Origin of the sequence: Providencia huaxiensis, assembly GCF_002843235.3 — a bacterium.
Lineage (GTDB): Bacteria > Pseudomonadota > Gammaproteobacteria > Enterobacterales > Enterobacteriaceae > Providencia > Providencia huaxiensis.
Genome location: NZ_CP031123.2, coordinates 881,301 through 905,272, shown reverse-complemented (window position 1 = coordinate 905,272; position 23,972 = coordinate 881,301). Strand labels below are relative to the sequence as shown.

The window sequence follows — 23,972 nt, the reverse complement described above, 5'->3', positions numbered from 1 at the left end:
AATGCTAACCATTACCAGTGAAACACTCACACTGTGGCTAAGCCAAGGTTTCTACCCTTTCATACGCCTTTTGGCGCTGCTTGGTACAGCGCCCTTTTTTAATGAAAAACAGGCAATTACCAAAGTTCGCGTCGCATTAGCTTTTTTTGTCGTCTTGATTGTTTCCCCCCAACTTCCGGTCGTCAATATCCCATTGTTTTCTGCTATGGGGCTATGGGTTATCGTGCAACAAATGGTGATTGGTGTTGCGATGGGGCTCACAATGCAAATGGCATTTGCTGCCGTACGTCATGCAGGGGAAGTGATTGGTTTACAAATGGGGTTATCGTTCGCCACCTTTTTTGACCCAACAGGTGGACCCAATATGCCGATTTTAGGTCGCATATTTAACGTCATCACCCTTTTATTGTTTCTCGCTTTCGATGGGCACTTGTGGCTTATTTATATCGTGGTCAATTCATTTGAACTGCTCCCAATTCAAACCGCACCATTAAATCGCGATGGTTTTTGGGTATTTGCTCAATTTGCTAACACTATATTTATTAATGGGTTAATGTTAGCTTTGCCGTTTATCACCTTATTTTTAATTCTAAACCTTGCTCTGGGTATCCTAAACCGCATGACCCCTCAGTTGTCGGTGTTTGTCGTGGGGTTCCCCCTCACCTTAACTATCGGTATCAGTATGTTAGGAGTGATTATCTCTATCCTCCCCCGCTACACCGAGCGGCTTATCCACCAAGCTTTCGAGCAGTTATCGTTGATGTTTAATTTGTTTGTTTGAGTATCGATACTTAATCAATTAATTAGTAAAACCATTTGGTCATTCTGATTCTTAAAGTAAATATATAAAAACTTATTTCGAATTCAAAACTCATTGACTTTTCCTTTTATTAAATCGACATATAAAACCCAATACTTGTTTCGGGCATTATCATAAAAAGCCGCCTGCGTGGCGGTAATCATACCCATTACTTGTTTCGTTTCTAAGCTGTCAATTGACAGTTATCTATCTACTTAATTAATACGGTACGGAGAGAAATCTAAGATGAATTGTTTTTAACGTAAAGATTAAAAGTTAATATGGGATGACTAATTAAAAGTAAATAAAGTTTATCTTAAAGGGCGATTACAGGGTTTTTAATACCACATGCAGCTGCATACTTTACAATGCTTTTAATACTCGCATTATTCTCATTACTCTCCAACCTTGTGATAGTTGATGGATTAACCCCTATAATTTCAGCGATTTGAACTTTTGTTAACCCAGCTGACTCTCGCCACGCCTTAAGCATTGCCTGCAATTTTTCAGTTCTAATTTCTTCTTCATAAGCAACTTGGTATTCTGGATCTTTCATCCATTCATCATGTAGCTCTTTATGTGTTTTCATCGTTTAGTAGCTCCAATATAGTTTCCTGTCTTTATCGCAACACAATTTCTAAGCCGCCTGTGTGGCGGTGAACAACCACGGCTACGCAAACCGATTATGAGTGATTTTCTAAGCCGCCTGTATGGCGGTGAACCTACCGCATGGCAGATGCAATGTTAAAGGCTATTTCTAAGCCGCCTGTGTGGCGGTGAATTAACAACGTGAAAGTCGCCAGTGAATGCTTCTTTTTCTAAGCCGCCTGTGTGGCGGTGAACCAACCAATTTATGCAATGCAACCATCTTACATTTTCTAAGCCGCCTGTATGGCGGTGAACGCCTGCGCCTGTTCAAGCGCTGTAACCGCTTGTTTCTAAGCCGCCTGTATGGCGGTGAACAACTGCCCCGAGACGTATAAACCTCAATTAGATTTCTAAGCCGCCTGTATGGCGGTGAACTTGCAAACTGGAATTTTCTGTCTTGATATATATCTAAGCCGCCTGTATGGCGGTGAACTTTTGAAGATGACCAGTGTGATATTTCAGGGTTTTCTAAGCCGCCTGTATGGCGGTGAACTTGGTTTGCGCTGCTGCGGTATTATCAGTAATTTTCTAAGCCGCCTGTATGGCGGTGAACATTGATACGAATTTGTGGTTGCCACGCCGAAATTTCTAAGCCGCCTGTATGGCGGTGAACATACAGATTTTAAAATGAAACCAGATTAGCAATTTCTAAGCCGCCTGTGTGGCGGTGAACAATGCACTTTAAAACAAAAAACAAGTAATAACAATCAGTTAAGGGTATTTATCGAAAAATACCCTTTTATTTACTGATGATTATAACTTACTGATTTATTAACCAATTTTAAAAGAGCAAAAAACAAAGGTCAAAAATGTGGAACCGTTGCTAAACAAACTGTGTCATTAGTTGTTTGACTAAGACCATAGCAACTAAACACCCCAACTTGCTTTTGTGTAGCGTCTATCCTTTTAATAAACAAAGGAAAAGACCGGCTTTCAGCTTGCTTATCTCTGGCATGTAAGCTTTCAACCCAAATAAATGGCAAGCGATTAGCCGCCTTTGGCTTACTCGCAGACAACGTCTTTAAGCACTGTTCTAATGGTTGTCCTGATTTTTCAGACCATAATCGCGCTTTTTGCTGCATATCGGCTTCAATTCGACTCTGACCTTTTACATGCTTTCGAATATAGCTTACTTGGACATGCTGTTCAGGTACGGTTTGAATCGATTTAATATGCACGTAATCCATTAACCGTGCTAACCACTTTTGCACATTTAACAGCTCAAGTTCAGCTGGTGTTTTCGCATGTAAACGGATTTTTTTGCCTAAGCGAAAGCCTACGCTGCCATATTCAGGGAAGGCAACTGCAATCGTGCTATGCCCCTGAGACGTCTTATTATCCGCCAGCGCAATATGAATTTGCTGATAAACTTTTTGCCAGAGGAAATCCAGTGGAACTGTTGAGTCAGGCAATAAAGTGACTTCCTGATAATAATTCATAGCCCACCTTATTTGTCGCTTTCACCAAACACGCCACCGCGTACTAAAACCGCCATTACATAGTGTTCATCTTCAATGCGTGGTAGTTTTTCACCCCGCGCCCATTTATCAAAATGGGTATAAAAATCCTGTTTATCTTTTGGTGTCCGATAAGCCGTTCCAAGGTTAGTCACAGCACCGTAAGGTTCGATCGCGATAGCCCCTGCGCCGCTTTCACTACCATACGCGGGATACCATGTATCAATAGAACGTAAAGCATTACCAATTTTTTGTGAATGCATCGCTGCATGTCCATTTACATGATATAAGATTTTGCTTTTATCCCCTTTGCCTTTATCCATCACCAATTCTTCGCTCGGGTACACTTCTTGTGCTTTACCCAATTGAGAATAGGTAGTGATTTCCAATAGTAAAGCGCCTTGGGGATGTGCTAAGGCCGCCGCAATCTTTTCAGCTAACTGAGTGATTTTTTCATCTTTCGCATCAAATTGATGAATACTGTATTGTGTCGCATCAAACACCCATTCCATTGATTGGCCTTTATTAAGGACTTTAACTACTACCTCGATTTGTTCAGCCCCCACACGGTTGCGCCATAAAAAGCGCCCATTGGCAATATTTTGGGCATAACGGCGACCTAGTTCTTGGAAGCCTTGTTTTTCAATGTAATCTTTAGCCGCTTGCGCATAGCTTTGTTTGAACAATGCGTTATTACAAGCCGATGGCGTTTCAACGCCTCCAAGCACTTTTAAGGTGAACTGATGAACCAAAGTGTCTTGCTCAGTCCCTAATGCACAGGCATCCACTGTTTGTAAATTGGCTTTCTCCACTTCTGAATTTAATTTTAAAGGGTCACTTTTCACCGCGCCTTTTAAGCGGTTTGAAATCGTCCCTCGTACAGATTTTTCCTGTAACGACAATGGTGAAAATTGCGATTTATTATCCCAACATGTACCGTAAAAATAGCCATCTGATGGAACCAATTTTTTTTCAAATGCTAAAACCGATGCAACATCATTATTCTTCGCCATTATTACTCTCCACTCGAAATAAAGTTAGCTGCTACTTGTTGGCATAAATACAGGTTTTGGGACTCAACAAACTTAAATCCCCATAAAATGTCATGAATGTTATTCACCCGATTTGCTAATACAAACTCCCCTAACGTGACAACGCTTTCGGCAAACCGATGTGGCACTTCTGAGTCTCGCTGGTTTTTTGCTTGCCCTAACGGGGAGATACCTTGATATCCAGTTGCTATTGGAACAATCCAGCCTGCCGTTTTACGCTGAGTTCGCCATTCAAATGACGTCTTGTTCCCATTTTCTTTTCCAGTATCAACACAATAGTTTTCCACGACCACATGATCCAACAGAGCATCTATGGCATCTTGCCCATTATTCATTGCGCCAATCATTAAGTCGCGACGCTCAATCAATGCATAGCCAGGCATGACGCTATTGAGTAACTTTTGTCTATATTTCCCATTCGCATCTTCCGATGGCAAAATATGCACCGATGGCTTCCCTAATGACAGAATATCGCCCCCAGCGAGTTTCATGGTCATCACTAAATCATGGATAACATCTAGTAGCGGTGAATATTCAGGAAGACCTTCAATCACCTTATTGTTTTTAATGCCATATTTAATCAACAAAGAAACGTCTAAGTGGCAACGGGCTTCTTCGATAAATGCAGAGCGCGAGCCATCACTATTTAATGGGTTGCCTGTTCCTACAATGGAACTAACATAATCATTGGCCCCACGATAAGTTTGTAAGTCGCAGTCATGGCTAATGATGGCGATGGAATCGAGAATAATATTTAGCGAGCCATCGTCACCCAGTTTGCGCTCTAGGGCATGCATAAAACCTAACCAAGCCGTCATGGCTGGAAAACCAATGGTATAAGGGCTAGATAACGCATTTGCATTGTGAATTTTTAAATGCGGCAGTTTAAGTATATAAGTGGAACTCATCGTAATAGCTCCTTATTAATGGCAATAACGTCCGCGATAGCCGCAAGTTCATCATCCCCTAAACTTATCGCTTTTTTCCCCAGTACTTTTTTGTAATGCCGCATAAATTGCTGGGCAATAAGGAGGATCACCCCCTCTAACCATTCATCTGAGTTATTGCGCCGCTGTTGGTCTGGAAACAACCAAGTTTGTTGTACTTTAGCGAGTTCGGCTGGTAATTGAATGCCATATTGTTCAAATTCGCGCCGTACTTCCCACATGGTTAACATAACGTAATCGAGATATTCTTGAATTCGTCTATCTCGATATTCAATAAAACGGCTGCCACGCAGCTCTTTGGGTAGTGAAATCAAGCCATGAAATGCCTCTAAGCTTTCTTTTACTTGCCAAGGACTTAACGTATTTGAAAAGAAATCATGGGTAGGTAGACGTAGCTTTCGTTGCGCTATTTTAGGCGGAAGTGAGGGTAACAAATGCGCTTTACCTGCATTTTGATTATTGAGCACGGAAATATTTTGTGGCTTAGTTCCCCCGTAACCAATGGTTGTAAGACCATAAATTTCTTGATAGCCAATGTCGCTAAATTCCCCTTTACGTTTTAAGTCTCGCAGTGCTTTAGTCTGTTCAGAAAATCGAATAGCATCAATGCGTTTACGCAGTTCGAAAACTAAGCCTGATGGGGTTAATGGTGATAATAAGTGATATTCGCTACCCTCTAGCCAAACAGGAAAATAAACTTGTTTGATTTTTGAACTCGTCGCTACCGTATCATCTGACACAACCATAGCCAGAAAACCGTCCCGCAGGACTTGATAGTTTTCATCGCCTTGTTTAAGCAGGTCTTTTGCTAATGACGTTTCATCCTCAATATGCGCCAATAATGTTTTGTTATCTTGCAACTCAAGGGTAAGGAATTTATACACGTCAAGCGCTGCTGCATTACCTAACGCGTCCGTCTCAACAACAACATTCCCTGTTCGCAAAAAACCGTCATTTGCCTGAGCAGAACTGGCCAGTATTGCAGTGACATAACCATTTTTGTTCTTTCGAGAACTTGGGTGGCTAAAGGTGCAAGGGTGAGTGGATAACGATATTTGCCCTGCCCGCTTTGCCGCATTCGGCAACCACTGTGACAATGAAAAAGCCGCATCACATTCCTGCTGCAATTGCAGAAGTTCATTATCACTCATCGACGCCTTTACATTTTTTTTAAGCCATCCCTCTTTGCGCTCCGCAAAAAAGACCTCTATTGCTGGATCTAACATAGTAAATGGTCCTTGTGACTGAATTTTTTACTCGGAAACATTAAGTGTGCTGAGTCCCATTTGGTCGTTATAATAAAAATGAACTCCACTTTTTTCGCGTGGTGAGAAACTGATTTCGCCATAACGTCGAGAAAGTTGTTCCGCTGACTGGTATTCATTTTCACGACTTTCTAAGGATTGCTGATAATCACGTACTAGCCATAATCTCTGTTTTAGTGACTCGGCCAGTGGCTGAAAACCTATCCCATATTTACCATCAACTTTTACCCAACCACTGTCTTTATCATATTCACAAAAATACGGGTTATTTTTTGCCGATAAAATCAACGATAAACACATTGTTGGTTCACTTTTTCTATATGAAAAAAACTGCTGAGAAAGGGCTGTTAGCCCCCAAACCCCACAGGTATATCCCCAAAGCGTGTTAGGTGTATTTAACGGAGTCTCTATTGCTTGAAAAAGCAGGCGTGAATGCGTTGTTGTTTTGGGTTTAAGATCGGTAATATCGCCCATCAATCGCTCGATTGATGCATGCTCTAAACAAGCCAAACTGTTTTTTTGCTGGCTTTTCCAATTCGGGATTTGTTGAATTCGAGGAATTGCATCGACGGAGTTTTGCAATTGTAGCTCATCCACCAGCTCACACAGGTCATGGGTGGATAGCCGTAGGTTTAGATTGCCATTTTCATAGCCCGGTTTATAAAAAACATCTTGCGGTTTTTCTTCAATAAAGCCTTTCCAGTTATATTGCAACAAGGCAATATTGGGACTGCTAATTTCCCCCTCTCGGTGCCGACGCACTCGCCCAGCCATTTGGATAATAGAGCGATAAGAAGATGGTTCAATTACAGCCCAATCAAAGTCGTGGTCGCGGCCGACTTCCTCAACAGGCGTTGCTACTAAAATAAAAATAAGCTGTTTCGCGTTACCTTGCTGATGAACATGGTCGATATGTTGACGAATGACGGGGTTTTGGAAAGCCTCCGGGGGCTCCCCTATTTTTTCTTTGCGCTTCAATACCGCATCAAGGTGTTTTTCTTGTTCATGACGTAGCAGCAGCACTTGCTGACTATGGTAAGCCATCGTGCGAATTTCTACTCCTTCCGGCCATTCGCTCGCTAATAAATAATGGGTTAATACAACGCAAACGGGGATATTGGCAACACGTACAACACCAAAGGAGACTTGCAGTTGGGTTTGCTTTTCAGTGCAGAAATGCATTTGGTGCAGGCCTAAGATCCCCTGCTGAATATGAGAAAAATATTGCGTTTGTCGATCAGGGCCTTGTTCTTTTTGCATCGGCACAATAAACGCTTTGCGACGCGCTGCCTGTGATTGCAGCACTTTAATGCGTTTTTCAATAAAAGTATGGTGGTATTGACGGTAATGATTAAGAGTAACGTCATCATCTACAGCCGTGATGGTTGCAATTTGGCATGAACGCAAACATTTATCTTTCTTCCCGTCATATTGCCCCTCATCCACCCATACGCACCCCACTTGCAGTGATTTTCGTTGGCTAAGTGCATGTATTCGCCAACCTAATTGGTAAGCCTTAAAATAGAAAAGTGCTAATGTTGGGGGAATAGTAGCAGATGAAATCATCACCTTACGACCCAAGGCCCCAGCTAGATAGACTAAACGCCCAATCGCTTTCGAGTCATCCCCCGTAAAATCATCAATCTCATCAATCACTAAGTCAGATGACATTAACCGCAGGTAAGGGAGGATATAACGCCCACCTCGCGTGGTTTCTGTGGCACCCATTATATGGTCTATGGTGCAGGCTAAGATCGGCGCGTACAGCAGCGCTCTGTCTTTTGACCTTGTTAATACCGTAGAGAGCTCTTCTTCCGGTAAACTGCCTTGCCAGTTTAGTTCTAACCTTTCATCATCAAAAAGGCTTTCTTGGGACTCAGAGCCTGACTCCACTGACAGAGGCTGTTCTTCAATGTTATTTTGTTGTTCTTGATGGAGTTCTAATACCGCTTTTGAACCAATCAGCACAGCAAGGTTATCATCTTCGACGCCTAATCGGTCTCGATATTCATCCCCTGTTTGTAGGGTCAGTGTTCGCAGCCCTAACGCTAAAATAAACCGTAAACTTTGTTTATCTTCCGCAAGCGCCTGCATAATTTTGGCATTAGCGATTGTCTTACCACAGCCGGTACTCGCCATGTTAATGACAAAATACCCTTGCGTTTTATCTTGTTGTTCTTCTCGATATTGGTCAATGGCGTTAACTGCATCTTCCTGCCAGCTAAATTTCCCTGTGGCATGTTTATCGTGTTTAAGTTCGTTGATGTCACTTGCGACAGGTGGCTCTGTTGCGAAAAATGGTAAGTATTCCGTGACGTTAGCCGCAATATTAGCCACATTCACTAAGTGTTCATCGAGTCGTTGCTTATATTCAGTGTGCCCATGCAAACGTTGGGTATTGGCATATAATGGAATATCTGACTGCCATGCTGAGTCCGCCTCTTTTGATGAATAATTATGATCCCCTAACATCAAACATAAGCGCACCTGTTCCGCAACCAACCGCCAGCAGCCATTCTCTAACGCTTCGTTTAACAGAGGAAGTTGATGCTTAAGGTGTTCTGCCGCCTGACTGAGTGCTTGTTGCCATACTTTTGACTCGCTCAATAAGCCATATGGGAATTCAAAACATTGATGAATACGCTGTGAATATTCAGCCTCATCATAATAATTTTGATAACCCCAATGTTTATCCAACGTTTCTAATAGTTTCGCTAGCGAGTCACTGCTTTTATCTGCATAGGATAAGCGTTCTTTATCATTCCCTAAGAATGGTAATCTGTGATGAGAAACAATCAACCACACCAATAACGAGGCCGCATCAGGTAATTGGCTGAATGGTGTTTCACAATGATTATTTTCCTTTACCCACGTTTGTAATTGCAGCTCATGCCATGAGGAGTTAACTAGTGCATCAAGCCAGCTTTCGTCTTGTTGCGGATCACCTTGGCTTTTTACCAATGCACTGAATAATAATGAAGAAACCCATTCATGACGTAGCGGATCCCCTTTAAAATGGTTTTTACTGTGCGGGTTTAATTTGTCTTGAAATAACTGAGAGGCTTTTCCCCAGTCATGAAGCAAGGCAGCTAAACGCGTTAATGCATTGATTAACGACAGATATTTCCAATTATTTTCACGTTCACTAGCCAATAAGGATTTTTCTGTTCGATTAACCGGAACATACCCCTGCGAGTTAAATTTATTTTTGTTTCCAACCACCCAAAGTAACTGGCTGCGCGAACGGGAGCGGATCCAATGGCAGCTTACCGCCGTATTACGGCTGGCACTACGACGCAACAATTTTTGAACCATTTGCAAACCCTCTTGCGTGATCAAGGTTTGCCATGTGTTATCACCAATTCGGTTAGCAAATGCATCTAATACGCGTCGAGTTCGTTTTAGGGCATGTTTTTCACATTGAGAAACAAAGGTAACCATCATAGGGACGTCACCTGTTGTGGATTTTTCGTTGGGGGTAACGCCAGTGATTTAACGGTATCGAACATAAAATCAAGGGATTGATGGTCAACAAAGGATTGCAAAACTTGCTGGCGAAACTCTTGCTCACTCGCCCCTTCTTTACCGCAAATAAATGCCCACGGCAAAACAATGGCATCTTTAATTAAATCAGCAATATCAAAGACTAAAGCCCCACGACGAGTTTTACCGTGCATTACCGCAAAGCCATGAGGAATACCTAATACCCAAAGGCAACTCGCCGCTAGCCCATAAGCTAGATAATTACCATGATTTAAAAAGTCATTGGCTTTGTCGGTGGCTTGGTGCTGACGCGTAAAATTCTTTTGCCCCGTATTATTCGCTGCATACTTATATAAGGTTTTAGTCAGTTGAGCTTCAGTGAGTAATAATTCTTGTGTATCTTGAGCTGCGTCAGTGCGTTGGTGAAAGGTGTTTAATGCAGATTGGATAGTGCTGTCGTTATAGGTAAAACCTTCATTTTGTAGCTCACGGGAGCTTTGCCATACTTGTTGTAAGTACTTGATACGTGACTGCTGTAATTTTTTAGCCACCGCTAAACGTTTTTCATCATCAAACCAAAAAAATAGCCACCCTTGTAGATATTCCGTTGGCCGGTACTCCCCTTGTGGTGTTAACCATTCGACTTCGGTGGACATATACAGTGGCGTTCCCCCACCACCACAGAAGCCAACGAGTACCCCTGCTTGGGATAGCATTCGCATCGCCGCCTGAGTGACGGAGGTTCCTGTTCCCAGTAATAAAACTGTAGTATTCGCAATCGGGATATTGAAATAGAGGTTTTCGTTTTTGGCTTCGGTAAAATAGAGCACTCGGCCGTCTTTTTGCATCACTCGGCAATGTTCCAAGTAATACATATTGGCACGTTTTGAATGCAAAATAGTTTTTAAGTCACTCGGCGAGAAATCATCCATAAACGCTAAATTTCGTCCTTAAATAATAAGATTTTTGAATCAATTAATCCTATTAGAATAAGCTTTAACTTACGAAACAAGCCTTAACCCATGACTAAAGTCCAATTTGCGAAGAGTTTCACAAAATGGTGAGTAAAAAATACCTCTTTGATAACTTTTTTATGCGGTTTATGGCAGTGACCTCGACAACTACACACATCTATTCAGGGAAGACAGAAAATTCAGGCTCAAGGGCGGCTTTCGCTGTAACCAACGCTTATATCATATTGATGCTGTGGTATAGGGTTAGTCAATGTCGAGTAAGAATAATTGATATATATTTTGATGCTGATGTACTACGACAGTATGGGAATGTGGTCTTAAATCATTTATCAGTAATATTTAAGTTGAATAACTTACAATCATAATTATTATAATAGCTATGCTCTTACTTATAAAATTTAAGTGTGAAAATTAGAAGATGAATATATTAAGAAAGATAAATAGATATAGAAATGAAAAAACAAAAAAAATCAAGTTTAAACTGAACCTATGGTTTATGAAGCTTTTTTATAAAAAACAAAACATTGATGTAAATGATTGCAATAACGTATGCATTTTCATGCACGCAAAGGCTATAGGAGATGCTATTATTACATCAGGTCTAATTGAAAAAATTAGGTCTAGTGGTAAAAAAGTATACGTTATTGCTCCAGAAGGATTAAGTTTTTTATTTTCTGATATTATCGGGAATGATGGTTTTTATTCTTTTGATAAAAAGAAAATACCTGAACTAGTGAGTGAATTAAAAAAAGTTAATATTGATCTAGTTATTGATATTTTTGATTTTGACCATTCTATACGCCATAGGTTAAAAACCTTATTTCTATTAAAACCTGCAAAATCAATTGGTTTCGATCAGCCTAAAGCAAGTATATACGATATAAATCTACACAGTGACGGTGGGTCTCATTTGACTGACCGAATGAGAAAGGTTCTAGACTATTTAAAGCTAGATACTAAAAATTATCAATACAAATTATCTTTTGATAGTGTCAAATTTTCGTCTGCTCATGACTATGCTAATTCAATAAAAGAAAATAAAAAACTAATCATACTTAATCCTTATGCATCACAAAGTGAACGTTCTTTTTCAATGCAACAAATAAATGAAATAATCGAGTATCTAAACTCTCTAAACAATTATAAAACAGTTGTTTTTAATTTAGGTCATAATATTAACTGTGAATCATTAGAAAATGTGGTGTTAAATCCATATAGTGATGCAGGAAACTCTTTCGCACTAGTTGAAAATGCTGATGTGGTTGTTTCTGTAGATACCGCGATTGTTCACTTAGCAAGTGCTTTTAATATAAAACAATATTGTGTCTATAATAATAAGCGTAATGTTTTAAATCAGAATTGTAATATTATTTTTGGTGCTAATAGCCCGAATGCAATTCAACTAACGACTAGTGATAATCTTGGTCTTGCGATAGGTGATCCTATGAGTAAATTTGATGTTAATCGCTTAATTAATGCTATGCGTAAAGATTTAAATTAATACTGCTAATTAACCCCATAAAATAGAGCCGTTGTAACAATCGGCTTATTATCATATCAAGTTTTTTTACTGACACAAGATCATTACCCCCCATTTTTCTTAATGTTCTCCAAGTCTTACGTACATGTACTCTGCAATATCAAGAAATAAGTAGACCCGTTCTACATCCCTATCAGTATTCTAACTTGTGCGTTTTTATGTTTATAGGCCCCGTCCAGTGTTATTTTTTACAATATTCAATTTTTAGAAGTACTTTCTTTAAAAATAGATCTTTCAATCTATAATATTGATAATTTCTTATTTTTTTCCGAAGTCGACTTCTGTATTTTTCTCTCGATTCTATTAATGGTAGGCGCTCTTGCTCAATTAAAGAAATACTTTTAGTTTCATCATCATAAGGTATGACTGACGGTATAAAACAATATATATTAGCACAGTTGAAATATCTAAAATACCACCACATATCAGCTTCGTACTTAATTGGGGTTTGGAATGATATGAGTCTTTTAGCTGCTTTTTTGTTGATAATGTATGCATGAGAGCGAATAGCTTGATAAACTTTGAAAATATTGTTATCTAGTTTTTGATTTTTTATGTAACTATCAACGCATGATAATAAATAAATGTTTGGCTTAGTTAATTTATCTATTTTTTTTATTTTAGATACTACATATTCGATGTTATGAGGTAGTGTGGCATCATCTTCTAGTACTAATGCCTGCTCAATGTTTTCATCTGCCATTTTTTTATAAATTGACAAATGGCTTAAAACACATCCAATTTCACCTTTTGAAAGCATACAATTTGGATAGTCATAAGTAATCTCTTTAAGCTCAGTGTCTGATAGATCTTTCCCGTTTATCGCATTGATAAATTCATATTTCAATTTAGTTTTATCGAGCTGAATTTGTATTTTCATTCGACGTTCAGAACTTTCTTTCAGATTGATAATAAAAACAATCATTTGTATACCTACATATGTGAGGTTTAAACTGCTATACTTAATGAATTATAGCCTAGAAAATATGGTGCTTACACGCTAATGGCTATGACTAAATCGATACTGGCTACGACTTTCAAGTTGCATGCCTAACTCTTTCACTTTTCTATCAGTACTTAAAAAATCATAGGCTACTACTTAACCATTGTGAAACATTAGGGAATTCATACTATCAAATAGTAAAGTCATCTAACAGCAAAAAGCTACCGTTATGGTGGATTATCATCTATTTCAAAATACATATTGATGTTCAAGTGAAATTAGATATCTAGTTTAGCTTTGTTACAAAAAGAAAACCCTAAGGAAAATTTAAAAGCGAAGTGCCCCCCAATAGTTGGACAACCAATTACTACCGCGCTTTTTATGCCAAAATACAGTCAATACAATGAACAATTAGCAATACCAATAGAATTTTTTAAATCTGAGACTCGAGCAGCATTATGGACTACAACGCAAAAGCTGATTCAAATCTGTTTGGGGGGTATAAAAAATCAAATAAGATATCAGCCAAAATTAACCTTCATTAATTTTGAGTTCGCTTCTAGAGATGGTATCTACATCTGACTTTCTAAGCTGCCTGTGTGGCAGTGAACAAAGCATCCAAAGGCATTGTCTTTACTGCTGATTTCTAAGCTGCCTGTGTGGCAGTGAACTTGCTCTGGTAGTTGCCCGACTCGTCAGCTGATTTCTAAGCTGCCTGTGTGGCAGTGAACTATAACTTTTGTAGATTAAAACAAATAAAAACAACGTGCTAACTTTAAAAAATGAAAAATAGCTTTATTTTCAGTACTGGTTGCAACTTATTGTTTAGTCAATGGATTTTTAAAGAGTAAAAATAAAAGGTCAAATTAGGGTAAAACAAACGCAAATTTATGCAATATGAAAAACACAAATAGTGAACTCAAACTTTGAAGTAGTGACTAAAAAAACCAAACAAAAAAACCGCGCTTGGATCACTCCACAGCGCGGTGAGTAAAAATAATATTAAATAATTAACGGCTACCGAAAAGTGACATGCTATTTAAGTCTTTAAAAATACTTTGTGAAGCTTCAAACATCGCTTTTTCTTTATAATAATCTGTGGTGGTGCCAGTCCAGTTAGTTTCTAACAACTCACTTTTACGGGCTGCGTTTTGAATTGAGCGCGTGTCAGCTAAAAAATTCAATTTATCAATTTCTTGTAATTGTAAGCCTTGCTTAGCTTCAATATTGGAAATTTGATCTAATGCGGATTTAATGGCACGGTTCGCTTCACCTAACTCAGATTGCGCTTGGTCTAAATCTGCTTGAGGTGCGCCTTGCAGTGGTTTTTTCAGTGACTCAATACCCGTATTCAGCGCTTTGAAAATATTGACAACCCCGTTACTGTCCGTATCAAACACTTGCGCACCGGTGAAATAAGTTGTCATCTCACGGTCACTCGCCACATTCTGCATAATCGCTTTGTCGCCACCGTGATACAACACATCACCGTTAGCATCGATTTCAAATGGTGGTTTATCTGATTTAAAACCCGCGAAAATATATCGGCCATTGCCATCAGTCGAATTACCCAACGCCACTAACTGCTCTTTCAGCCCCGTGAGTTGCTCTGCCAAGGTATTACGGTCTTTATCGCTTAAACTACCTTGGTTTGATGCCTGAATAATCGTGGTATCGATTTGTGTCGTCACATCTGTCATCTGAGTCAAAATGCTCATCTGCAACGTCATTCCTGTTTTAGCAAATCCACGACTGGCAACATACTGTTGATTACGGTTTTCTGACTGGTTAATCCGTACCGCTTGCGAAGACGCTTGCGGGTCATCAGAAGGCTTGCTTACACGTTTACCAGACGCTAATTGGCTTCCTGCATCCATCCAACGCGCTTGAGCGCTGTTCATGTCTTGCAAGCGTTGGTGATAAATCATATTGGTACTTAAACGCATCGCTAAATCCTTATTCTATCGCTAATATTTAGAATGCACGCATCAATGCGTTAAATAAATCATCCACCGTTTTTAGCACTTGCGCATTGGCATTGAAAAACTGTTGGATTTTCTGCATCTGAATACTTTCTTCATTCATATTCACGCCAGAAATAGCTTGCTCTTGTTCATAGAAGCTTTCTGTCATTTTGTTCTGTGTTTCAGAATCAATTTGCGCTTGCTTGGTTTTGCTGCCCACATCATTAACTAACGTTGCATAGAAATCAGAAAACGTGGAGCTACCATCAATGAGTTTTTCGTCTTGCAGTTTAACCAGTTGCTTAATGTTTTCATTATCACCTGGGCCGCTGTCTTTACTTCCAGCAGCTGCGAAATCAGATGCATTGCTTACCAAGACCTGCATACCGTTGATCACACCACTCACTGGCTTCACCAGAAATGAGTCGCCTTTTGACATACCCGTGCTATTGCTGATTTTGATTTCTAAACCATCAAATTTCAGTGTACCCGCAGTATTGGAATCTACAGGAACTTTAATGCCTTCGGGTAAACGTGTGACATTCCATTCATTGCCGTCAAAACGCATTTCGTAGTTATTGCCTGTAACTTTAGACACATCGCTATAACTGAGATCAAAATCTGCTTTGCCACTATTATGGGTGTTACTAACAACGCTGCCTTTACCCATTTCAAAGAAGTCTTTACCAGTGTTACCGTTGGCATCATAACCTTTGCTATGAACTTCATTGAATTTAGTCGCGAAAACCAATGCTAACTTATTGAGTTTTTGATAAGCCGGGTCCATGACTTCTTGACGAGAACGCAGGATACCACTGAGCTCCCCACCACGGAATGATTCATCAGGGATTTCACGCGCTTGGCCATTCGCCCCCACAAAACCTATACTAAAACGGCTATCATCTTTAGAAGACGGAACCGCTTCCAGGCGATTCGCTTTCTCACCGGTGACTAACGGCAAGCCATTGGCAAACGTCACGTTATAGTTGCCGTTTTGCTCAATAACCTTCACACCAACCAATGAGTTAACTTCATTGACTAAACGGTCACGCACATCTAATAAATCGTTTGGCTCTGAGCCACTTACTGAACGGATCCGCGAAATTTGCTGGTTTAAACCGGCAATTTTTTCAGCGTAGATATTGATATCTTTGACTTTATTTTCTATCTGATGATTCGTATCGCGTTCCATTTCCTGCAGACGACGATCTGCTTCTTTAAACTGGCTCAATAATGCATTTGAGTTGCCTAAAAAAACGTCAATCAACGTCTTGTCACTGGCATCACTGCTGGCCGCGTCTAACGCAGTAAAAAAGCTGCCAATATTACTCGAGATATCTTCGATATCATTAGTAAGCAAATCATCAACTTTATTACAGTTCTTAACGTACGCCTCATAGTCGCCGCTACGCGCGCGAGATTGGCTGTACTGCGCATTGACAAATTCATCAAACTCACGGCGAACATGGCTGAAATAAGTGCCGTTACCAAAATAGCCATTAGGTGTCATCGTACCGGGATTCTCCCCGAAAACAGCACTTTGGCGATGATAGTAACCCACACCTGCGTTGGCTAAGTTGTTGGAAATCACACTTAACCCGCCTTGTGCAGCGTTCACACCACTGAGCGCATTATTCATTACATTGTTCAGCATAAGCTTTTCCTGTTCTGGATGCTTATCGCCGCCATTGGCTGACACAATAAAAGCGATAGCAACACAAAGTATTTAGAGCATATTTGGTTATCGGAAATTCAGCGTAATTATTTAGTCCAAACTCGCAATAATTCCGTATTTTTAGAAAATATCGTTTAAGTCTATGGTATATGCCTGAACCGCCCTTGACGTCGAGAGGCTACTTGTCGGTTGATGGCCGCGTATTTGATTAATCAAAGTGATAAGCTTGTCCGAGTAACCGGGGTCTGTAGCATATCCAGCTTGATGTAAACGGCGTGCGGCAATCTCTGGTGTCGGTGCTTTTTTAACATCTTTATAACGCGGGTTTTCGGTCAATAGGTTGATATAATCGGCAATCGCCTCTTCATAAGAGCCATAAACGCGGAAATCATCACGCATTTTGATGGTTTTGCCGTTAATCACTTCTGTTGTCATAATATTCGTGACAAGCCCTTCCCAGTTTTTTCCCGCTTTTATCCCAAATAGGTTATGGCTGGTTTTTCCATCTGATTTCAGAATTTCGCGCTGCCCCCATCCACTTTCTAATGCCGCTTGTGCCAATACCAGAAAATGTGAAATACCACTGTTTTGGCTTGCCGCTTTTGCGGGTTCAATTAAGCGGCTAATAAAATTACTGCTATTAAGTGATAAGGCTTTGATTTTTTGGAATGGCGCCGATAGAGCATCGCCCATTGGTGCAAAGTGGCGCATCATTTGTTCCATATTAAATGGCGGTAATGATTGCGCTGTTTTCTCATCTAAAGGCAGAAGGCCGCTGGATGCTGGCTCACTCGAGGAGTGCTGGTCTCGCGTAAGCTGCTGGTACATCATTTCCCCAAAACCTAAGCCTTTTTGCGATAGATCTTGGGCGATTTGCTGGTCATACATACTGGTCAGCATGCGCGTTTGGTCGCTGGAAAATAAACCATCTTGCGGAAGTGCGTCACGCATACTTTTTAGCATCAATTGAACGAATGTTGCCTCAAGTTGCTGCGTGACGTGGCGCAGCCCTTGCTCCGAATTTTTATTCAGTTCACCTTTTAACTGCCCTAGTGACTGTAAATCAAATGCGGCACCTTGCAATAGCTGCATGTCACTCATTAGATGATCTCCAGTTTCGCACGTAAACAGCCTGCACTTTCCATCGCTTGCAGTATCGACATCAAGTCGTTTGGCGTTGCACCGAGTGTATTCAGCGCTTGAATGACTTGGTTTAATTGCACACTGGCGTTGACTTTTTGCAATGCTCCGCCCCTATCTTGTACTCCGACACTGGTGTTTCGTGTCACCACGGTTTGCCCACCCGCAAATGGGGTGTCCGGCTGGCTCACTTGAGTTTGCCTTTCTACCGTGACCGCTAAACTACCGTGTGCAACAGCACAGCTATCTAGTGTGACACTGCGGTTAATCACCACAGAGCCGGTGCGTGAATTGAGGATCACTTTCGCTTCAGCCACTGGCGCACGCACATTCAGTTCTTGCACTCGTGCTAAAAAGCGCACTTGGTCGCGATTATTGGCAGGAACCAGTAATTGCACTGTCCGAGAATCTAACGCAGACGCGGTTCCCATACCGCCCATTCGGTTAATTGCATCCGCAATATCTTGTGCCAATGTGAAGCTATCTTCGTTTAATTGCAGGTTAATCGCACCACTTTGCCCGAAACTGCTCGGCAACTCACGTTCGATAGTTGCTCCACCAGTAATACGGCCGCCATTGAGTTGATTGACCTTAATACTACTGCCGCCGCCACTGGCACCCGCACCACCCACTAAGATGTTACCCTGAGCCATCGCATAAATTTGCCCATCAACCCCTTTTAAGGGAGTCATCAACAACGTACCGCCACGTAAGCTTTTCGCGTTACCCATTGAGGAAACGACAATATCCACGGATTGCCCTGTACGTGCAAAAGGAGGCAATTTGGCGGTGACCATGACCGCAGCTACATTTTTCAATTGCATATTGGTACCCGGTGGCACCGTGATGCCCATTTGCGACAGCATGTTATTCAAGCTTTGGGTCGTAAACGGCGTTTGCATGGTTTGGTCACCTGTCCCATCAAGACCCACAACTAAACCATAGCCAATCAACGCGTTATCTCGCACGCCTTGAACGGTAGTTAAATCTTTAATACGCTCACTGTGTGCTGAAAAAGCGAAGCAAAAAAATAGTGATAGCAAAATTAATACGTTGTTTTTCATTAAATTATCTCGGCTGTTTTCTCGCTAATGTTTAATTAATAAGGCGAAACATTTAAGAAAAAGCGTTGTAGCCATCCCATGTTTTGCGATTCGTTAATATAGCCGTCACCCACATATTCAATGCGTGCATCAGCGACTTGTGTCGAGCTCACATGATTGTCTGAGCCGATAGTGCGCGGGTTAACCACTCCTGAGAAACGAATCGACTCCGTTCCCTGGTTTATCGCAATACGTTTCTCACCAACCACATGTAAGTTACCGTTCGCCAATAATTGGTCTACAGTGACAGTGATGGTGCCTTTAAAGGTGTTGTTGGCATTGGCACCGCCTTTGCCGCTAAAGTCACTGTTACCTTTAATATCTAATTCTGTGTTTTTACCGCCAATCCACCCTTGCATGAAACCCGGTAAGATCGCAGCTAAGAAACCTGTTTTCCCACTACGATTGGCATTCGCTGAGGAGTTTTTGCTCGCACTCACGTTTTCTTGCAAGTTAATGGTCAAAATATCGCCAACATTACGAGGACGCCTGTCTTCAAACAATGGTTGATAACCATAGTAAGCGGGTTGAGCGCTTTGAAATATCGAGCCATTCGGTGCAGGTGCTGTCGGTGCTGTTGGGATTGCCGTGGTTTGGGTGTCCACTAATGGACGCGATTTGATTTGTGCACAACCGCTGGTAACTAAGACCAAAATGGCAAGTAACCCTGCCTGTTTAGGTGTTATGAAACGTGTTAGCAACGCTGCTTTTTGCTGTTGAGAAATCGTGCCGCTTTCAATCATCATGTTACTCTTTTGCTGCTGTGTACGTTTTATCATCACGAAGAGGTCCCTCTCATTAATAACTCATCACTATCGCAATGAGTTATTTCTACGTATTCTTACCCGTTACAATTGCGTTAATCGCTGTAACATTTGGTCAGAAGCGGATACCGCCTTACTGTTGATTTCATAAGCACGTTGAGTTTGGATCATGTTGACCAACTCTTCTGCCACATTGACGTTAGAGGTTTCTAACATGTGTTGATAAAGTAAACCTGCGCCATTGGTACCCGGTGCACTTTCATTTGGTGCGCCCGAACTGGCGGTTTCCATATACAGATTTTCCCCCATACTTTCCAAACCGGCGTCATTAATAAAGGTGGTTAATGTAATTTGGCCAATTTGCTGTGGTTGGTTATCGCCATAGACGGTGATGGTCACGGTACCATCTCGCGCAATTGACAAGCTATTCGCGTTATCGGGGATCATAATCGCAGGAACGATTTGGTAACCACTGGACGTCACTAATTGGCCATCTTGGTTTGGCTGTAGTGCCCCATCACGTGTATAGGCATCTGTACCATCCGGCATTTGCACATGTAAAAAACCTTGGCCTCTGATAGCGATATCGTTGGTATTTCCCGTTTTATTTAATGCACCTTGAGCATGAATACGCATAGTGGCAACAGGGCGTGACCCCGTTCCCATCTGCAAACCCGATGGTAACGACGTTTGTTCAGAGCTCATAGCACCCGGTTGGCGAATGTTTTGGTACATTAAATCTTCAAAAACAGCGCGTTGGCGCTTGAAGCCATTGGTACTAACGTTTGCTAAGTTATTCGAAATAACATCAAGGTTAGTTTGTTGAGCATCAAGCCCTGTTTTAGCAATCCATAATGAGCGGATCATAATAATTCCTTACTGTATTTAGCTAACAGCGAGCAGTTGGTTCGCCCGTTGTGCATTTTCATCAGCACTGCGGACAACTTTCATTTGCATTTCAAAGTGCCTTGCATTGGCAATCATCGAGACCATGGCTTCCGCAGCATTGACATTACTGCCTTCAATCACCCCCGCAGTGACAATTCCGCGTTCACTTTGTGGCAAAACATTGCCATTTGCCGCTTGCCCTTGTGGTGATAAATGAAACAAGCCGTCTTCGCCACGGATCAAGTCTTGCGGCTGCGCTTCAACCACTTTCAAGCGCCCGATTTGCCCTAACATCGTTGGCGGGTCAGTGGCTAAAAGCGCGGTAACTGTCCCGTCTGCACCAATGGTTAATTCTGCATTTGGCGGAACGTTAATTGGCCCACCATCACCTTGTAAGCGACGTTCGCCAATGACAAGTTCACCTTCACTAGACACTTGAATATTACCGTTACGGGTATAAGCTTCTGTGCCATCTGCTAACTCAACAGCCAAAAAGTGCTTATCATTCAACGCAACATCGGTTTGTTTACCCGTATAATTGAGCGGCCCTTGGCTCATATCAGCACCGGGAGTAGAAGCCACCACCAGTGTTCTGGTTTGCTCGCTGTCACCATTTATCGGTACGGCACGCATTGCGGACAATTGCGCTTTAAAGCCTGCGGTTGACACATTGGCAATGTTATTTGAAACAATCGCTTGGTTTTCCAGCGCATGACGCGCTCCTCCCATCGCGGTATAAATGACGTGATCCATGGCCACCCTCTTGTTTTATCGTAAGTTAACCAGCGTCTGTAACATCTGATCTTGTGTCTTGATGGTTTGCGCGTTTGATTGGTAATTACGCTGCATCACAATCATGCTAATTAACTCTTGGCTCATATCCACGTTAGAAGACTCCAACGCACCGCTGGTTAATTTACCAAACTGGCCGACACCCGGAACGCCGTCCATCGGGTTACCTGACGCATTAGAAGAGGCCCAAACGTTACCACCTTGGGAGACCAGACCATTTGGGTTTGCGAAAGCGGATAATGCCACTTGACCAACCACACGTTTTTGTTGGTTAGAATAGTTAGCGGTAATCAAACCGTTATCTTCGATTTTAAAGGTGGTGTATTCACCAGCAGGATAGCCATTAACATCAATCGCACTAACGGAAGACTCGCTGACTTTTTGTTGGCGAGTTTTGTTTAGGTCAACTCTAAGAACACCATCATTTGCACCATTTAGCCCTTTATAATTAAAATCAAAAGTGGCATCTGTAGGTGCAGACAAACGCCCGTTACCATCAAAAATTAATTTATTATGAACAACAACGGTATCGTCTACATCCTCAGTATTGATTAATTGCGTTGCAACTTTGTCGTTCGCATCTTTGGCATACACTTTCCATTCATTATCCGCACTTTTTACAAAGTACACGGAAATTTCATGCGTGTTACCTTGGCTATCATACGCCGTCATAGTCGTGCTGAAATTGTAAGTTGCTGAATCATCGGGGTTGTTTACATCGAAAGGTTTATCTTTGATTTTATCTTCTGAGTTCAGGTTAATGGTTAATTTCGCTAATTCCGACGCTTTTGCATCCATCATATCGGTTGGAATATTCAAACCAGCAGGAACACCACCACTTTGAATGGTAACATTGCCTTTTTCATCAACACTCGCGGGGTAACCTGTGACTACCATCCCTTGGTTATTGACTAAATTACCGCTTTTATCGCGTAAGAATTGACCATCACGGCTGTAGTAAGTATCACCGTTTTGGTCTTGTACGCGGAAAAAACCATTACCTGAGATGGCAACGTCTGTCGCTCTATCCGTGCGCGTGATTGGGCCATCTTTAAAATTTTGGGTCACTGCGGCCACATTGACACCTAAGCCAACACCTGAGCCTGCAAACATATCGGCAAATGAGGTCGTCGCGCCTTTAAAACCATTTGTTGCGGAGTTGGCAATATTATTACCAATTGAATCAAGCCCCGCTGAGGCTGCATTTAAGCCACTGACTGCTTGTGAAAAAGACATATTTTCTCCATGAGTATTGGGGGTAAATTAAGAAGATGGATAAACTTTGAAAATGCTGCTCAGCGGGACACTTTGCCCAATGCCAACATCAAGTAATGGTGCGTCAGAGCCTGGGGTCACACCGTTAACACGGGTATACCCCAGTTTGGTCACTTCGATTTCAGCCCCTGAACTGACGGCTTTCACATCAAAGTAATATTTTCCTGTTGTATCCGTGACCAAGTTGCCGTTGTTATCACGACCATCCCACGCCATATCATAGATATCGGGTTTAACTTCCGTATCATAGGTAATGGTTCGCACAACCATTCGGTTTTTATCGCGAATAGTAATTTCAACGTTGTCCGCCAATTTCGGTAAAAAGAACCCAAACGGCGAGGAAATATATTCAGATTGCGGCTCTTCACCGCCCTCTTCACCTGCAATAGCACCTTTGTTACTAAGCCCAAACATTGAAGGGCTATTTGGGCTGATGCCCTCGTCAGGAAGCGGGTTTGATGGCTTAGTCACATTGCTGTCTTCGCCTGTGTTCTCTTTCTTGAGTGGTGCTAAAATGATTTCATTGCGCGGAATAAGCACACCTTTTCCGACAAGCTGAGTGGCTTGTAATGACTGACCTGAACCAATTTGTTGGGAAATGCCACTCACGCTATCGCTGAGTTTATTCATGCTTTCAAGCGTGGCAATTTGTGCCAATTGACTGGTTAAATCCGTATTTTCCATTGGTTTTGTTGGGTCTTGGTTTTGCATCTGCGTGACAATCATTTTTAAAAAAGTGTCGCGCATATCGTCACTTTGACTTTTCTTTGGCACATTGCTCGCAGCCGGCTCAGGGCCAGCTATCGAATTGTCCAAAGAGTCGTACATTGTGGCTGCAATTCCCATGAAAACGCTCCCTTACTGGCCTATTGTGAGTGTCTTTTGCAGCAAGGTTTTTGCTGTATTCATCACTTCTAAGTTGGCTTGATAGCTACGGGAGGCTGAAATGGTATTGATCATTTCACCAACCATGTCGACATTCGGCATTTGCACATAGCCTTTTTCATTCGCTGACGGGTGACCGGGCTTATATTCCATACGGGGTGGCGTAGGGTCTTCTATCAGCTCACTCACACGCACGCCTCCCACTTCGTGGCGCCCTTGTGGTGCCATTTGAAAAACGACTTGTTTTGCACGATATGGTTGACCATCAGGCCCTGCAATACTTTCTGCGTTTGCCATATTGCTCGCACTGACATTCAAGCGTTGAGATTGCGCGGTCAATGCAGATGCAGAGATATCAAAAATACTCAGTAAAGCCAT

20 protein-coding genes and 1 CRISPR repeat array are annotated in these 23,972 nt (G+C 41.7%); of the genes, 2 read left to right on the top strand and 18 right to left on the bottom strand.

The annotated features are described in order from the left end of the window. Position 1 precedes the first annotated feature (1 nt). On the top strand, positions 2–781 hold the full coding sequence (gene fliR / locus CYG50_RS05510; RefSeq protein WP_102139614.1) for a flagellar biosynthetic protein FliR: 780 nt from the start codon (positions 2–4) through the stop codon (positions 779–781). Positions 782–1,115: 334 nt separating this feature from the next. Here fliR and CYG50_RS05505 read toward each other — a convergent pair whose 3' ends face one another. The 7 genes from CYG50_RS05505 to cas1f form a co-directional block, all read right to left on the bottom strand. Next, a complete protein-coding gene (locus CYG50_RS05505; RefSeq protein ID WP_102139613.1) occupies positions 1,116–1,388 on the bottom strand; it encodes a helix-turn-helix domain-containing protein in 273 nt (90 codons plus the stop codon). 45 nt (positions 1,389–1,433) lie between these two features. Continuing rightward, positions 1,434–2,120: a CRISPR direct-repeat array (repeat unit 28 nt; unit sequence TTTCTAAGCCGCCTGTATGGCGGTGAAC). Positions 2,121–2,250: 130 nt separating this feature from the next. Beyond that, a complete protein-coding gene (gene cas6f, locus CYG50_RS05500) occupies positions 2,251–2,886 on the bottom strand; it encodes a type I-F CRISPR-associated endoribonuclease Cas6/Csy4 (RefSeq protein ID WP_102139612.1) in 636 nt (211 codons plus the stop codon). 8 nt (positions 2,887–2,894) lie between these two features. Beyond that, entirely contained in the window at positions 2,895–3,917 is a 1,023-nt protein-coding gene (csy3, locus tag CYG50_RS05495) for a type I-F CRISPR-associated protein Csy3 (protein WP_102139611.1), read from the bottom strand. A gap of 2 nt (positions 3,918–3,919) precedes the next feature. Further along, the gene (csy2, locus tag CYG50_RS05490) at positions 3,920–4,864 is read right to left on the bottom strand and encodes a type I-F CRISPR-associated protein Csy2 (RefSeq protein WP_102139610.1); all 945 of its coding nucleotides are present in this window, start codon (positions 4,862–4,864) and stop codon (positions 3,920–3,922) included. Then, the gene (gene csy1, locus CYG50_RS05485) at positions 4,861–6,129 is read right to left on the bottom strand and encodes a type I-F CRISPR-associated protein Csy1 (RefSeq protein ID WP_102139609.1); all 1,269 of its coding nucleotides are present in this window, start codon (positions 6,127–6,129) and stop codon (positions 4,861–4,863) included. Before csy1 ends, csy2 begins: the two co-directional genes overlap by 4 nt. 27 nt (positions 6,130–6,156) lie before the next feature. Next, on the bottom strand, positions 6,157–9,612 hold the full coding sequence (cas3f, locus tag CYG50_RS05480) for a type I-F CRISPR-associated helicase Cas3f (protein ID WP_102139608.1): 3,456 nt from the start codon (positions 9,610–9,612) through the stop codon (positions 6,157–6,159). Next, the gene (gene cas1f, locus CYG50_RS05475) at positions 9,609–10,583 is read right to left on the bottom strand and encodes a type I-F CRISPR-associated endonuclease Cas1f (protein WP_102139607.1); all 975 of its coding nucleotides are present in this window, start codon (positions 10,581–10,583) and stop codon (positions 9,609–9,611) included. Before cas1f ends, cas3f begins: the two co-directional genes overlap by 4 nt. A gap of 460 nt (positions 10,584–11,043) precedes the next feature. Here cas1f and CYG50_RS05470 point away from each other — a divergent pair, with 460 nt between their 5' ends. Next, positions 11,044–12,126 (top strand): glycosyltransferase family 9 protein, encoded by a 1,083-nt coding sequence (locus tag CYG50_RS05470; protein WP_102139606.1) that lies wholly within the window; start codon positions 11,044–11,046, stop codon positions 12,124–12,126. 220 nt (positions 12,127–12,346) lie between these two features. Here the strand turns inward: CYG50_RS05470 and CYG50_RS05465 are convergent, their stop codons facing one another. From CYG50_RS05465 to flgC, 11 genes are all read right to left on the bottom strand, one after another. Continuing rightward, positions 12,347–13,090: a glycosyltransferase family 25 protein gene (locus tag CYG50_RS05465; RefSeq protein WP_102139605.1), complete on the bottom strand. Its 744-nt coding sequence runs from the start codon at positions 13,088–13,090 to the stop codon at positions 12,347–12,349. Positions 13,091–14,118: 1,028 nt separating this feature from the next. After that, positions 14,119–15,054 carry a flagellar hook-associated protein FlgL gene (gene flgL / locus CYG50_RS05460; RefSeq protein ID WP_102139603.1) on the bottom strand — a complete coding sequence of 312 codons (936 nt, stop codon included), beginning with the start codon at positions 15,052–15,054 and terminating at the stop codon, positions 14,119–14,121. A gap of 28 nt (positions 15,055–15,082) precedes the next feature. After that, complete coding sequence (gene flgK, locus CYG50_RS05455; protein WP_102139602.1) at positions 15,083–16,726, bottom strand: flagellar hook-associated protein FlgK; 1,644 nt, start codon at positions 16,724–16,726, stop codon at positions 15,083–15,085. Positions 16,727–16,867: 141 nt separating this feature from the next. Then, positions 16,868–17,848: a flagellar assembly peptidoglycan hydrolase FlgJ gene (flgJ, locus tag CYG50_RS05450; protein WP_102139601.1), complete on the bottom strand. Its 981-nt coding sequence runs from the start codon at positions 17,846–17,848 to the stop codon at positions 16,868–16,870. Next, positions 17,848–18,951, bottom strand: coding sequence for a flagellar basal body P-ring protein FlgI (locus CYG50_RS05445; RefSeq protein WP_102139600.1), 1,104 nt, complete (start codon positions 18,949–18,951; stop codon positions 17,848–17,850). The genes flgJ and CYG50_RS05445 overlap by 1 nt, the downstream gene beginning before the upstream one ends. A 35-nt stretch (positions 18,952–18,986) precedes the next feature. Then, positions 18,987–19,769: a flagellar basal body L-ring protein FlgH gene (locus CYG50_RS05440; RefSeq protein ID WP_375373117.1), complete on the bottom strand. Its 783-nt coding sequence runs from the start codon at positions 19,767–19,769 to the stop codon at positions 18,987–18,989. Positions 19,770–19,838: 69 nt separating this feature from the next. Next, positions 19,839–20,621, bottom strand: a complete 783-nt coding sequence (gene flgG, locus CYG50_RS05435) for a flagellar basal-body rod protein FlgG (protein WP_004909875.1) — start codon at positions 20,619–20,621, stop codon at positions 19,839–19,841. A gap of 18 nt (positions 20,622–20,639) precedes the next feature. Next, positions 20,640–21,395: a flagellar basal-body rod protein FlgF gene (locus CYG50_RS05430; protein WP_102139598.1), complete on the bottom strand. Its 756-nt coding sequence runs from the start codon at positions 21,393–21,395 to the stop codon at positions 20,640–20,642. A gap of 15 nt (positions 21,396–21,410) precedes the next feature. Beyond that, the gene (gene flgE / locus CYG50_RS05425; RefSeq protein WP_102139597.1) at positions 21,411–22,670 is read right to left on the bottom strand and encodes a flagellar hook protein FlgE; all 1,260 of its coding nucleotides are present in this window, start codon (positions 22,668–22,670) and stop codon (positions 21,411–21,413) included. 27 nt (positions 22,671–22,697) lie between these two features. Continuing rightward, on the bottom strand, positions 22,698–23,555 hold the full coding sequence (locus CYG50_RS05420; RefSeq protein WP_102139596.1) for a flagellar hook assembly protein FlgD: 858 nt from the start codon (positions 23,553–23,555) through the stop codon (positions 22,698–22,700). A 12-nt stretch (positions 23,556–23,567) separates the two neighbouring features. Continuing rightward, a complete protein-coding gene (gene flgC / locus CYG50_RS05415; protein WP_004909868.1) occupies positions 23,568–23,972 on the bottom strand; it encodes a flagellar basal body rod protein FlgC in 405 nt (134 codons plus the stop codon).

Coding starts and splice junctions, on each gene's coding strand:
- fliR (WP_102139614.1), top strand. CDS start 2: ATGCTAACCATTACCAGTGAAACACTCACACTGTGGCTAAGCCAAGGT.
- CYG50_RS05505 (WP_102139613.1), bottom strand. CDS start 1,388: ATGAAAACACATAAAGAGCTACATGATGAATGGATGAAAGATCCAGAA.
- cas6f (WP_102139612.1), bottom strand. CDS start 2,886: ATGAATTATTATCAGGAAGTCACTTTATTGCCTGACTCAACAGTTCCA.
- csy3 (WP_102139611.1), bottom strand. CDS start 3,917: ATGGCGAAGAATAATGATGTTGCATCGGTTTTAGCATTTGAAAAAAAA.
- csy2 (WP_102139610.1), bottom strand. CDS start 4,864: ATGAGTTCCACTTATATACTTAAACTGCCGCATTTAAAAATTCACAAT.
- csy1 (WP_102139609.1), bottom strand. CDS start 6,129: ATGTTAGATCCAGCAATAGAGGTCTTTTTTGCGGAGCGCAAAGAGGGA.
- cas3f (WP_102139608.1), bottom strand. CDS start 9,612: ATGATGGTTACCTTTGTTTCTCAATGTGAAAAACATGCCCTAAAACGA.
- cas1f (WP_102139607.1), bottom strand. CDS start 10,583: ATGGATGATTTCTCGCCGAGTGACTTAAAAACTATTTTGCATTCAAAA.
- CYG50_RS05470 (WP_102139606.1), top strand. CDS start 11,044: ATGAATATATTAAGAAAGATAAATAGATATAGAAATGAAAAAACAAAA.
- CYG50_RS05465 (WP_102139605.1), bottom strand. CDS start 13,090: ATGATTGTTTTTATTATCAATCTGAAAGAAAGTTCTGAACGTCGAATG.
- flgL (WP_102139603.1), bottom strand. CDS start 15,054: ATGCGTTTAAGTACCAATATGATTTATCACCAACGCTTGCAAGACATG.
- flgK (WP_102139602.1), bottom strand. CDS start 16,726: ATGCTGAACAATGTAATGAATAATGCGCTCAGTGGTGTGAACGCTGCA.
- flgJ (WP_102139601.1), bottom strand. CDS start 17,848: ATGAGTGACATGCAGCTATTGCAAGGTGCCGCATTTGATTTACAGTCA.
- CYG50_RS05445 (WP_102139600.1), bottom strand. CDS start 18,951: ATGAAAAACAACGTATTAATTTTGCTATCACTATTTTTTTGCTTCGCT.
- CYG50_RS05440 (WP_375373117.1), bottom strand. CDS start 19,769: ATGATAAAACGTACACAGCAGCAAAAGAGTAACATGATGATTGAAAGC.
- flgG (WP_004909875.1), bottom strand. CDS start 20,621: ATGATCCGCTCATTATGGATTGCTAAAACAGGGCTTGATGCTCAACAA.
- CYG50_RS05430 (WP_102139598.1), bottom strand. CDS start 21,395: ATGGATCACGTCATTTATACCGCGATGGGAGGAGCGCGTCATGCGCTG.
- flgE (WP_102139597.1), bottom strand. CDS start 22,670: ATGTCTTTTTCACAAGCAGTCAGTGGCTTAAATGCAGCCTCAGCGGGG.
- CYG50_RS05420 (WP_102139596.1), bottom strand. CDS start 23,555: ATGGGAATTGCAGCCACAATGTACGACTCTTTGGACAATTCGATAGCT.
- flgC (WP_004909868.1), bottom strand. CDS start 23,972: ATGGCTTTACTGAGTATTTTTGATATCTCTGCATCTGCATTGACCGCG.